This window comes from Streptomyces sp. NPDC045967, from assembly GCF_056430495.1.
Genome location: NZ_JBWKLE010000015.1, coordinates 149,741 through 163,365, shown reverse-complemented (window position 1 = coordinate 163,365; position 13,625 = coordinate 149,741). Strand labels below are relative to the sequence as shown.

General features: G+C 74.1%; 2 protein-coding genes. Both read right to left on the bottom strand.

Translation table 11 applies throughout. The features are described from left to right. The coding region (locus AC07FY_RS25140) for a type I polyketide synthase (RefSeq protein WP_479010008.1) at nt 1–2,807 on the bottom strand (2,807 nt) is incomplete at its 3' end. Nucleotides 2,808–2,843: 36 nt separating this feature from the next. Beyond that, nucleotides 2,844–13,619 (bottom strand): type I polyketide synthase, encoded by a 10,776-nt coding sequence (locus tag AC07FY_RS25135; RefSeq protein ID WP_479010006.1) that lies wholly within the window; start codon nt 13,617–13,619, stop codon nt 2,844–2,846. Between the last annotated feature and the right edge of the window lie 6 nt (nt 13,620–13,625).

The window sequence follows — 13,625 nt, the reverse complement described above, 5'->3', positions numbered from 1 at the left end:
TGACCGGCCGCCGCCTGCCCCAGCGACGCGGCGTCGGTGGCCGACTCGCCCGGCTCCAGCCAATAGTGCCGGTGGTCGAAGGCGTACGTCGGGAGGTCCACCCGAGTGGTGGGCTCGGGCAGGACGGCGCTCCAGTCCACGGCCACACCGCGCACGAACAGCTCGGCCATCGAGGCGAAGAGGCGACGCAGGCCACCGTCCTCCCGGCGCAGCGAACCCGTCACCACGACATCGGAGCCACCGGCGTCGACAGTCTCCGTGATCGGCTGGAGCAGCACCGGGTGGGCGCTGACCTCCACGAACACCCCGTGGCCCTGGTCGAGCAGCTCCGCCACGGCCGGGCCGAAGCCGACCTGGCCGCGGAGGTTGCGGTACCAGTAGTCACCGTCGAGGGCGTCGGTAGCCCCGATCCAACCGCCGGTGACCGTGGAGTAGAAGGGGGTCTTCGGGGCCTGCGCCTCGATCCCGGCGAGGGCCTCGGCGAGCGCCTCGCGAATCGCCTCGACGTGCCGGGTGTGGGAGGCGTAGTCCACCGCGACCCGGCGGACCCGGACACCGTCGGCCGACAGGGCTGCCAGGGCCTCATCCAGCGCCTGCGCGTCACCCGCGATCACCACCGACGACGGACCGTTGACCGCGGCGACCTCCACCCGGCCGGCCCACGGCAGAATCCGCGCAACCGCATCGGCCTCGCTCAGCGCGACCGAGGCCATACCGCCCCGACCCGCCAGATCCCTCGCAATGGCCTGACTGCGCAGAGCCACCACCCGCGCCGCATCCTGCAAGGACAGCGCACCGGCCACACACGCGGCCGCGATCTCACCCTGCGAGTGGCCGAGCACCGCGTCCGGCGTGATCCCCACGGAGGACCACACCGCCGCCAGACCCACCATCACCGCGAAACTCGCCGGCTGGAGCACATCCACCCGCTCCATCAGCGCCGGATCCGTCTCCCCGCGCAACACCTCGACCAGCGACCACTCCACGAACGGCTCCAACGCCGCCGCACACTCAGCGATCCGCTCCGCGAACACCTGGGATGAATCCAGCAGTTCACGGCCCATGCCCGCCCACTGCGCACCCTGCCCCGGGAACACCCACACGACCCTGCCGGGCTTGCCGGCACCCGCCGCGCTCCCCGAGACGACTCCGGCCGCGTCCTCGCCGCGTGCCAGTGCCTCCAGCCCGGCCAGCGCCTCCTCGTGCGAGGCGGCGACCACCACCGCGCGGTCGTTCAGCAGGGCACGGTCCGTGACCAGCGCCGCCGCGACGTCCGCCGGTGAGGCGGTCCCCCCGACGCCCTTGACGTACGCCGCCAAGCGCTCGGCCTGCCCCGTGAGCGAGCCGGCGCTGCGCGCCGACACCACCAGCGGCACCGCACCGGCGGGGGACGCCTGCTTCCGGACTTCGGTCCCCGCCTCCTCGGCGGGTGCCTCCTCCAGGATCAGGTGCGCGTTCGTCCCGCTGACGCCGAAGGCGGACACACCGGCTCGGCGCGGACGGTCGCCGCGCGGCCATTGCCGCGCCTCCGTGAGCAGTTCCACCGCGCCCGCGGACCAGTCCACCTGCGGGGTGGGAGCGTCCACGTGCAGGGTCGCCGGCAGCACGCCGTGCCGCAGCGCCTGCACCATCTTGATCACACCGGCGACACCGGCAGCCGCCTGGGTGTGACCGATGTTCGACTTCAACGACCCGAGATACAGCGGCTGTTCCGCATCGCGGTCCCGACCGTACGTCGCCAGGATGGCCTGGGCTTCGATCGGGTCGCCGAGCGTCGTACCCGTGCCGTGCGCCTCCACCGCGTCCACATCGGAGGGGGACAGGCCGGCTCCGGTCAGCGCCTTGCGGATGACCCGCTGCTGCGAGGGGCCGTTCGGCGCGGTCAGACCGTTGGAGGCGCCGTCCTGGTTGACGGCGCTGCCGCGCAGCACCGCCAGCACCCGGTGACCGCGTGCGCGCGCCACCGACAGCCGCTCCAACACGACCACACCCACGCCCTCGGCCCAGCCCGTGCCGTCGGCCGCCGCCGCGAACGCCTTGCAGCGCCCGTCGGCGGCCAGGCCGCGCTGGCGGGAGAACTCGACGAAGGCGGCGGGCGTCGCCATGACCGTCGCGCCGCCCGCGAGGGCCATGGAGCACTCGCCCTGGCGCAGCGCCTGCGCCGCCAGGTGCATCGCGACCAGCGAGGAGGAGCACGCGGTGTCGACGGTGACGGCCGGGCCCTCGAGGCCCAGCACGTACGAGACGCGGCCCGAGGCCACGCTCGACAGCGTCCCGGTGACTCCGAAGCCCTCGGCCTCCGGCGCGTCCGCGCCCGCCCCGTAGCCCTGGGTGGAGGTCCCGGAGAACACCCCGACATCGCTGCCCTTCAGCGAGACCGGGTTGATTCCGGCGGCCTCCAGGGCCTCCCAGGAGGTCTCCAGCAGCAGCCGCTGCTGGGGGTCCATGGCCAGCGCTTCACGCGGCGAGATCCCGAAGAACCCCGCGTCGAACCGCGGAGCTTCGTGGAGGAATCCGCCCTGGCTGGTGTAGGAGGTGCCCGCGTTGTCGGGGTCCGGGTCGAAGAGGCCTTCGAGGTTCCAGCCGCGGTCGTCGGGGAAGGGCGTCATCGCGTCCCCGCCCTCGGACACCAGGCGCCACAAGTCCTCCGGCCCCGCGACGCCCCCCGGCAGACGGCACGCCATGCCCACGATCGCTATCGGCTCGCGGGAAGCACCGAGGAGCTGGCGGTTCTGCTTCTTCAGCGAACCGACCTCTTCGAGCGACTTCCTCAGCGCCTCGACGACCTTTTCATACGACGCACTCACTTCACTGCCCCAATCATTTCGCGGTTTCGAAGGACTTCAGTCGCCGAGCGCCATCTGGACGAGGTCGTCGACATCGAGATCGGCGATCGCCGTCTCCGCGTCGGCCTCGTCGAGGGCCCCGGCTTCCGGATCGCCGTCGCCGAGGGCGACGAGCTTGACCAGGGCATCCATCAATCCGGCTTCCCGGAACCGGGCCAGCGGCAGGGAGGCGAGCGCGTTGCGCAGCCGCTCCTCGTCCACGTCCCGGTCCATCGCGTCTCCGTCGGGGAGCAGTTCGTGGTGCAGGTGGCGGGCGAGGGCCTGCGGGGTCGGGTAGTCGAAGATCAGCGTGGCCGGGAGCTTCAGCCCGGTCGACGCGCACAGCCCGTTGCGCAGGGCCACCGACGTGAGGGAGTCGAATCCCGCTTCCTTGAACGCGGTCTCCGCCCCCACGCCGTCCGGTCCGGCATGGCCGAGTACGGCCGCTGCCTGGGCGCGGACCAGGTCGAGGAGCAGTGCCTCCTGGTCCGCCGTGCTGAGGCCGGTGAGGCGGCGGAGCAGTCCGCCGTCCGTGGCGGAGGCCGTCCGTGCCACCTGCCGGCCCGCACGTACCAGGCCGCGCAGCAGGTGCGGGACGTCCCCGCCGGCCGCCGCCTGGCCCCGCAGCGTGCGCAGGTCCAGCTTGATCGGCACCAGCAGCGCCTCGCCGGAACCGGTGGCGGCGTCGAAGAGCTCCATGCCCTCCGCGGCCGCGAGCCGCAAACCCTTCGAACCGGCCGTCTGCTGCCACTGGCCCCAGGCCAGCGACTGCCCGGGCAGGCCCGCGGCGCGGCGGGCGGCCATCAGGCCGTCCAGGAACGCGTTCGCCGCGGACTGGTTGCCCTGACCGGCCGAGCCCATGAGCGAGGCGGCCGAGGAGAACACGACGAACGCGTCGAGGTCCAGGTCCCGGGTGAGCTCGTCGAGGTGGTGTACCGCGTCGACCTTCGGGGCGAACACCGTCGCCAGCCGGTGCGGGGTGAGCGCTGTGATGACGTCGTCGTCCACCACGCCCGCGGTGTGGACGACGGCGCGGAGCGGGTGCTCGGCGGGGATCGAGGCCAGCAGCGCGCGCACCTGGTCGCGGTCGGACACGTCGTAGGCGACCACCGCCACGGCGGCGCCCAGCGCGCTGAGTTCGGCGACCAGTGCCTGCGTCGCCTCGGCCTCCGCGCCGCGACGGCCGGCCAGTACGAGACTGCGTACGCCGTGCCGGGTGACCAGGTGCCGGGCCACGAGCGCGCCCAGCGCCCCCGTGCCACCGGTGATGAGGACCGTTCCTTCCGCCCCGAACACCACGGAGTTGTCGGTGCTCTCACCATCGGCCCGGACCAGCCGGGGCGCGGAGAGGGTGGTTCCGCGGACGGCGACCTGCGGCTCACCGCCGGCCAGGACCGCGCCGAGGACCAGCTCGACGTTGCCCTCCGCGGCCGGGTCGGTGTCGAGCAGGACGATGCGGTCCGGGTTCTCGACCTGTGCGGCGCGCAGCAGGCCCCACACGGCGGATCCGGCCGGGTCGGTGACCGTGCCGTCACCGGCGGGGACCGCGCCCCGGGTGGCCACGACCAGCCGCGACTCCTCCAACCCGGTCCCGGCCAGCCACGCCTGGACGACCTCCAGCACGCGGGAGGTCAGCGCCAGTGCGGCGTCCTCACCGTCACCGCCGACCGCTTCCAGCAGCGCCACCGGCGGCACCTCGGCACCCTGCGTCAGCGCCACCACGTCCTCGGCCGTGGTCACCGGCACCCACCAGGGCGAGGGGTCGGCCCCGTCCGTCAGGGCGAGTTCGGCCCACTCCACCGCGAACAGGGAGTCGGCGAGTGCCGCGTCCGCCGCGGTGTCCAGCTGCTCGACGGACACCGCCCCGATCGCGACGGAGTCCAGCGTCAGAACCGGCCCGCCGGTCTCGTCGGCCGCCTCCACAGACAGCGTGTCCGCACCCGCCGGCACCCACCGCACCCGCAGCGCCGAGGCACCCACGGCGTGCAGCACCACACCGCTCCACTCCAGCGGCTGCCGCAACCCGCCGCCCACCGCGTCGATCAGTGCGGCCTGCCCGGCCTGCACCGCCGACTCCAGCAACGCCGGATGGACACCGAACCCACCGGCCTCCTTGCGCAACTCCTCCGGCAGCGCGACCTCGGCGAAGACCTCCTCGCCGCGCCGCCACACCGCCCGCAGACCCTGGAACGCCGGACCATAGCCGTACCCCTCCTCCACCAGACCGGCATAGAACTCCCCGACCTCCACCGGCTGAGCGCCGGCCGGCGGCCACACGGTGAAGTCGAACCCGGAACCGGACACCGAAGCCGACTCCGCCAGCACACCGCTCGCATGCCGCGTCCACACATCCCCGCCCGCGGCGTCCTCACGCAGCGCGTACACCTCCACCGGACGGCCACCGCGCTCACTCGGACCACCGACCGCAACTTGGATTCGGACCCCGCCCTGCTCGGGCACCACCAACGGAGCCTCGATCAGGAGCTGTGCCAAGACCCCGCACCCGGCCTCGTCACCCGCGCGCACCGCCAGCTCCACGAACCCGGAGGCCGGGAGGAGCGTCTTGCCGCCGACGATGTGGTCGGCGAGCCAGGGGTGCGTGCGCAGCGACAGCCGCGAGGTGAAGACCAGCCCGTCCGACTGCGGCAGCTGCACGACCGCGCCGAGCATCGGGTGGTCGGCGGTCACCTGCCCCAGGGACGCGGCGTCGGAGGCCGACGCGGTCGTCTGGAGCCAGTAGTGCCGGTGGTCGAAGGCGTATGTCGGCAGGTCCACGCGCCGCTTCGTCGCCGTCTGCGGGAGCACGGCGTTCCAGTCCAGCGCGACGCCACGGACGAACAGTTCGGCCATGGAGGCGAGGAGACGGCGCAAGCCGCCGTCCTCGCGGCGCAGGGATCCGGTCACCACGACATCGGCGTCGGTGGCGTCGACGGTCTCGGTGATGGGCTGGAGCAGCACCGGGTGGGCGCTGACCTCCACGAACACCCCGTGAGCCTGACCGGCCAGCTCCGCCACCGCCGGGCCGAAGCCGACCTGACCGCGAAGGTTGCGGTACCAGTAGTCACCGTCCAGGACACCGGCCTGCGCCACCCAACCGCCGGTGACGGTCGAGTAGAAGGGGATCCGCGGCGCCTGCGCCTCGATCCCGGCCAGCGTCTCGGCGAGCGCCTCGCGAATGTCCTCCACGTGCCGGGTGTGGGAGGCGTAGTCCACCGCGACCCGGCGGACCCGCACACCGTCGGCGGACAGGGCTGCCAGGGCCTCGTCCAGCGCCTGCGCGTCACCCGCGATGACCACCGACGACGGCCCGTTGACCGCGGCGACCTCCACCCGGCCGGCCCACGGCAGAATCCGCGCGACCGCATCGGCCTCGCTCAGCGCGACCGAAGCCATACCGCCCCGACCCGCCAGATCCTTCGCGATGGCCTGACTGCGCAGAGCCACCACCCGCGCCGCGTCCTCCAGGGAGAGCGCACCGGCCACGCACGCGGCCGCGATCTCACCCTGGGAGTGGCCGAGCACCGCATCGGCCTTGACACCGACCGACTCCCAGACCGCCGCCAGACCCACCATCACCGCGAAACTCGCCGGCTGGAGCACATCCACCCGCTCCATCAGCGCCGGATCCGTCTCCCCGCGCAACACCTCGACCAGCGACCAGTCCACGAACGGCTCCAAAGCCGCCGCACACTCAGCGATCCGTGTCGCGAACACCGGCGAGGAATCCAGCAGTTCACGGCCCATGCCCGCCCACTGCGCACCCTGCCCCGGGAACACCCACACGACCTTGCCCGGCCCACCCGAACCGGCGCTGCCGGAGACGACATCGGCCGCGCTCTCGCCCCGGGCCAGCGCCCGGAGCGCGGTCAGTGCCGCCTCGCGGTCGCCCGCGTCGGCCACGACCACCGCACGCTCACCGAAGACCGAACGCTGCGAGAGCAGCGCCCCGGCGACGTCCGCCGGCGTCACGGATTCCTCGGCGCCCCCGAGGAACGCCGCGAGCCGCTCCGCCTGACCGGCCAGCGAACCGGCGCTGCGCGCCGACACCACCAGCGGCACCGCCCCGGCGGGCGTCTGCTCCACCGCGAGGGACTCCGGCGCCTCCGGCGGTGCCTCCTCCAGAATCAGGTGCGCGTTCGTCCCGCTGATGCCGAACGAGGAGACGCCGACCCGGCGCGGACGGCCGCTCCGCGCCCATTCCCGGGCCTCGGTGAGCAGCTCGATGGAGCCCTCGGACCAGTCCACCTTCGTCGAGGGCTCGTCCGCGTGCAGCGTGGCGGGCATGATTCCGTGGCGCAGCGCCTGCACCATCTTGATGACACCGGCGACACCCGCGGCGGCCTGCGTGTGGCCGATGTTCGACTTCAGCGACCCGAGCCACAGCGGCTGCTCGGGGTCGCGGTCCCGGCCGTACGTGGCGAGCAGCGCCTGGGCCTCGATCGGGTCGCCGAGCGCGGTGCCGGTTCCGTGGCCCTCGACCACGTCCACCTCGGACGGGGAGAGCCCGGCGCTGGCGAGCGCCTTGCGGATGACCCGCTGCTGGGCGGGGCCGTTCGGCGCGGTGAGCCCGTTGGACGCGCCGTCCTGGTTGACGGCGCTGCCGCGCAGCACCGCCAGCACCCGGTGACCGCGCTCACGCGCCACCGACAGCCGCTCCAGGACCACCAGGGCGACGCCCTCGGAGAGGACCGTGCCGTCGGCGCCGTCCCCGTACGCCTTGACGCGTCCGTCGCCGGCCAGGCCCCGCTGCCGGGACATGCCGAGGACTCCGATCGGCGAGCCCATGACGGCGACACCGCCGGCGAGCGCCATGGAGCACTCGCCCTGGCGCAATGCCTGCGCGGCCAGGTGCATCGCGACGAGTGAAGAGGAGCACGCGGTGTCCACGGTCACGGCGGGACCTTCGAAGCCGAAGGTGTACGAGACGCGGCCCGAGGCCACGCTGCCCGCCGTGGCGGTGGTGACGAAGCCTTCGAGTTCGGCGGGGACGCTGGTGAGGGATTCGACGTAGTCGTGGATGGAGACGCCGGAGAAGACGCCGATGTTGCTGCCCTGTGCCGTGGTCGGGTCGATGCCCGCCCGCTCCAGCGCCTCCCAGGAAGCCTCCAGCAGCAGCCGCTGCTGCGGATCCATGGCGAGGGCCTCGTTGGGCGAGATGCCGAAGAACGCCGCGTCGAACCGGGCGGCTTCGTGGAGGAATCCGCCCTTGGTGGTGTAGGAGGTGCCTGCGCTGTCGGGGTTCGGGTCGTACAGGCCCTGGAGATCCCAGCCTCGGTCGTCGGGGAAGTCCGACATTCCTTCGCGGCGTTCCGCGAGCAGCTGCCACAGGTCTTCGGGGCCGGCGACGCCGCCCGGTAGCCGGCAGGCCATGCCGACGATCGCGATCGGCTCGTCGGGGTCGGCGACGGCCACCGCGGTCGTGCCGGCGGCGGGGGCGGTGTCCTGCGCGGCCTCGCCGAGCTCCTCGCGCAGGTGGCGGGCGAGGACCACCGGGGTGGGGTAGTCGAAGATGAGCGTGGCGGGCAGCTTCACGCCGGTGGCGGCACTCAGCCGGTTGCGCAGCTCGACCGCGGTCAGCGAGTCGAAGCCGATGTCGCTGAACCCCTTGGTTCCCTGCGCGAGTTCGGGGCCGCTGAAGCCGAGTACGGCGCTCGCCTCGTCCTGGACGATCGTCAGCAGGATGCTCTCCTGCTCGGCCTGGGGCAGTCCGGCGAGGCGGCGGACCAGGCCGCTGCTGTCACCGGAGGCGGCGCGGGCCGTGCGCCGGCCCGCGCGGACCAGGCCGCGCAGCAGGTGCGGGACTTCGCCGCCGGCCGCCGCCTGGCTCCGCATGGTCTTCAGGTCCAGCTTGATCGGCACCAGCAGGGCCTGGTCGGCGTGCAGGCCGACGTCGAGGATGTGCAGGCCCTCGGCGGGCGTCAGCGCCAGGACGCCGCCGCGGCTCATGCGCGCCTGGTCGACGGCGCTGAGGTGGGCGGTCAGGCCGCCCGCCTGCTCCCACAGGCCCCAGGCCAGCGAGAGGCCCGGCAGGCCCGCCGCGCGGCGGGCGGCCATCCGGCCGTCCAGGTAGGCGTTGGCGGCCGCGTAGTTGCCCTGACCGGCCGACCCCATCAGCGAGGCGGCGGACGAGAACACGACGAAGGCGTCGAGGTCCAGGTCGCGGGTCAGTTCGTCGAGGTGGCGCACCGCGTCGGCCTTGGGCGCGAAGACCCCGGCGAGCCGCTCGGGGGTGAGGGTGGCGATCACGCCGTCGTCCAGCACACCGGCCATGTGCACGATGCCGGTCAGCGGGTGCTCGGCCGGGACGGAGGCCAGCACGGCCTCGACCTTGTCGCGGTCGGACACGTCGCAGGCCGCGACGGACACCGCGGCGCCCTGCCCGGCGAGTTCGGCGACGAGTTCCGCCACGCCCTCGGCGTCCGGACCCCGACGGCTGGCCAGCAGCAGGTGCCGCACGCCGTGCCGGGTGACCAGGTGGCGGGCCACCAGGGCGCCGAGGGCGCCGGTGCCGCCGGTGACCAGGACGGTCCCGTCGGCGCGGAACACCGCGGGGGCCTCGGGGACCTCGCCACCGGCCCGGACCAGCCGGGGGGCGTACAGGGCCGCGCCGCGGACCGCGACCTGCGGCTCGCCGGCGGCGAGCACCGGGCCGAGGACGGCACGCAGGACGGTGTCCACCGGAGCGGCGGACGGTGAATCAGCGGACGCCGGGTCGGTGTCGATGAGGATGATCCGGTCCGGGTTCTCGGCCTGGGCGGCGCGCACCAGGCCCCACACCGCCGAGCCGGCCGGGTCGGTGACCGTGCCGTCGCCGGCGGGGACCGCGCCCCGGGTCAGGACGACCAGCCGCGACTCCTCCAGCCCGGTCCCGGCCAGCCACGCCTGGACGACTTCCAGCACGCGGGAGGACAGGGCGAGTACGGCGTCCTGCCCGTCGGTGTCGGCCACGGCCCGCAGGACGGCGGCCGCGGGCACCGCCGCGCTGCCGGCCAGGGCCGCCACGTCACCGGCGGTGGCGACCGCCGCCCAGGAGGGCGCGGGCTGCGTGCCCCGGGCCGCGGGCAGTTCGGTCCACTCGACCCCGAACAGGGAGTCGCGGCCGTCGTCCCCGGCCGCGGCGCCCAGCTGGTCGGTGGAGACGGGCAGGGACACCAGCGAGTCCATGGTCAGGACCATGTCGCCGGTCTCGTCGGCGGCCTGGAACGACAGGGCGTCGGGGCCGCAGGGGGCGACGCGCACCCGCAGGGCAGAGGCGCCGACGGCGTGCAGCAGCAGCCCGTTCCAGGCGAACGGCAGCACCTGGCGGTCGTCGTCGGGGTTGGCGAAGGCGTTGGTGTGCAGGGCGGCGTCCAGCAGCGCCGGGTGCATGCCGTACTTGCCCGCCTCCTCGCGCTGCTCCTCGGGCAGGACGGCCTCGGCGAAGACCTCCTCGCCGCGCCGCCACACCGCCCGCAGGCCCTGGAACGCCGGGCCGTAGGCGTAGCCGCGCTCGGTGAGGTCGGAGTAGAACGTCGCGATCTCGACCGGCTCGGCGCCGGCCGGCGGCCAGGCGGTGAAGTCGAACGTCGGGGCCGGGGCCGGCTTCGCCGAGGACTCCCCGAGGAGTCCGGTGGCGTGCCGGGTCCACTCGCCCGTGCCGTCCTCGCCGGCCGCGTCCTCGCGCTGCGAGTACACGTCGACCGTGCGCGAGCCGGTCGCGTTCGGGCTGCCGACGGCGACCTGGAGGCGTACGCCGCCCTGCTCGGGCAGCACCAGCGGCGCCTCGATCACCAGCTCTTCCAGGACGCCGTAACCGAACTCGTCACCGGCGCGCACCGCGAGGTCGACGTACATGGTGCCGGGGATGATCACCATGCCGCCGATCGCGTGGCCGGCCAGCCAGGGGTGCGTGCGCAGCGACAGTCGCGAGGTGAAGACCAGCCCGTCGGACTGCGGCAGCCGGACCACGGCGCCGAGCAGCGGGTGGTCGGCTCCGGTGAGGCCCAGGGACGCGGCGTCGGTGGCCGAGGCGGCCATCTCGATCCAGTAGTGCTGGTGGTCGAAGGCGTAGGTGGGCAGGTCCACGCGCCGGGCGGCCGCGCCGCCGGGCAGGACCAGGGTCCAGTCCAGCGCCACGCCGCGGACGAACAGCTCGGCCATCGAGGCGAGCAGGCGGCGCAGGCCGCCGTCCTCTCGGCGCAGGGAGCCGGTCACCACCACGTCGGTGGCGCCCTCGGCCCGGTCGACGGCCTCGGTGATCGGCTGGACCAGCACCGGGTGGGCGCTGACCTCGACGAAGACGCCGTGGCCCTGGTCGAGCAGGTCGGCGACGGCCGGGCCGAACCGGACCTGGCCGCGCAGGTTTCGGTACCAGTACGCGGCGTCGAGGACATCGGCGTCCTCGACCCAGCCGCCGGTGACGGTGGAGTAGAACGGGATCTTCGGGGCCTGCGCGCCGACTCCGGCCAGTGCCTCGGCGAGCGCCGCGCGGACGTCCTCCACGTGCCGGGTGTGCGAGGCGTAGTCCACGGCGACGCGGCGGACGCGGACGCCCTGGTCCTCCAGGGTGTCCAGGGCGTCGTCCAGCGCCTCGGCGTCACCGGCGATCACCACGGAGGCCGGTCCGTTGACGGCGGCGACCTCGACGCGGTCCGCCCAGCGCTCCAACCGCGCGACGGCCTCCTCCTCGGTCAGCGCGACCGAGGCCATGCCGCCGCGCCCGGCCAGCTGCCCGGCGATGGCCTGGCTGCGCAGGGCCACCACGCGTGCGGCGTCCTCCAGGGACAGCGCCCCGGCCACGCAGGCGGCCGCGATCTCGCCCTGCGAGTGGCCGAGCACCGCGTCGGGCTCGACGCCCACGGAGGCCCACACCGCGGCCAGACCGACCATCACCGCGAAGCTGGCCGGCTGCAGCACGTCGACCCGGTCCAGGAGTGCCGGTTCGGCGTCGCCGCGCAGCACGTCGATCAGGGACCAGTCGACCCAGCGCTCCAGCGCGGTGGCGCACTCGGCGATCCGCTCGGCGAACACCGGGGAGGAGTCGAGCAGTTCGCGGCCCATGCCCGCCCACTGCGAGCCCTGTCCCGGGAAGACCCACACGACCTTGCCGGGCGTGCCGGAGCCGGTGACCAGGCCGGGTGCGCTCTCGCCGCGTGCCAGGGCCCGCAGCCCGGTCAGCGCCTCCTCGTGGGAAGCGGCGAGCACCACCGCGCGCTCGCCGAGGACGGCGCGGCCGGCGATCAGCGTGGCGGCGACGTCGGCCGGCGGCACCGCGGCGGCGTCCTCGACGAACGCCGCCAGCCGCCCGGCCTGGGCACAGAGCGAGGTGGCGGTCGCGGCGGACACCACGAGCGGTACCGTCCCGGCCGGCCGGGCCTCCTCCGCGGCGGGCGCGGCCTCTTCGGCGGGGGCCTCTTCGATGATCATGTGCGCGTTCGTGCCGCTGGCTCCGAAGGCGGAGACGCCGGCGCGGCGCGGACGGTCGGTGCGCGGCCAGTCCCGCGCCTCGGTGAGCAGCTCGACCGCGCCCGCGGACCAGTCGACCTGCGGGGTGGGGGCGTCCACGTTGAGGGTCTTGGGCAGGGTCTCGTGCCGCAGCGCCTGGACCATGTTGATCACGGCGGCCACGCCGGACGCCGCCTGGGTGTGCCCGATGACGGACTTGACGGAGCCCAGCCACAGCGGCTGCCGGGGGTCGCGGGCCTGGCCGTAGGTGGCCAGGAGGGCCTGCGCCTCGATCGGGTCGCCGAGGACGGTGCCCGTGCCGTGGCCCTCGACCGCGTCCACGTCGGCCGGGGAGAGCCCGGCGCTGTCGAGCGCCTTGCGGATGACCCGCTGCTGCGAGGGGCCGTTGGGGGCGGTCAGACCGTTCGACGCGCCGTCCTGGTTGACGGCGCTGCCGCGGATGACGGCCAGGACCTGGTGGCCGCGTTCGCGCGCCACCGAGAGGCGCTCCAGCAGGACCACGCCGACGCCCTCGGCCCAGCCGGAGCCGTCGGCGCCGGCGGCGTAGGACTTGCAGCGTCCGTCGAAGGCGAGGGCGCGCTGGCGGGCGAAGCCGACGAAGCCGCCGGGGGTGGCCATCACCGTCGAGCCGCCCGCGAGCGCCATCGAGCACTCGCCGCGGCGCAGCGCCTGGGCGGCGAGGTGGATCGCGACGAGCGAGGAGGAGCACATGGTGTCGACGGTGACCGCGGGGCCTTCGAGGCCGAGGGTGTAGGAGACGCGCCCGGAGGCGACGCCGCCGGCGGTGCCGAGGGCCCGCTCCAGGCTGAGGTATCCCTCGAACCCGCTGAGGTCGGGCGCGTAGTCCTGGTGCACGACGCCGGCGAACATCCCGATGTCGCTGCCCCGGACCGAGTGGGGGTCGATGCCGGCCCGCTCGAAGGTCTCCCAGGAGACTTCGAGGAGCTGCCGCTGCTGCGGGTCCATGGCCAGGGCCTCACGCGGCGATATGCCGAAGAAGCCGGCGTCGAACTGCGCCGCGTCCTGCAGGAAGGCACCTTCGCGGACGTACGTCGTACCGGGGTTGTCCGGGTCCGGGTGGTAGAGGCCCTCGACGTCCCAGCCGCGGTCCTCGGGGAACGTGGAGTAGACGTCGGCGCCCTCGGACACCACCCGCCAGAAGTCCTCCGGGCCCCGGATGCCGCCGGCGTACCGGCAGGCCATGGACACGATCGCGATGGGCTCCGAGGCTGCCGCGACGAGTGTGCTGTTCTCCTGCTGGAGCCGGGCGTTCTCCTTCAGCGAGGCACGCAGTGCCTCGACGACCTGCTGGTCGGGCGCCGACATATCCATCCTCCACGATTCGTTCACAGGCGA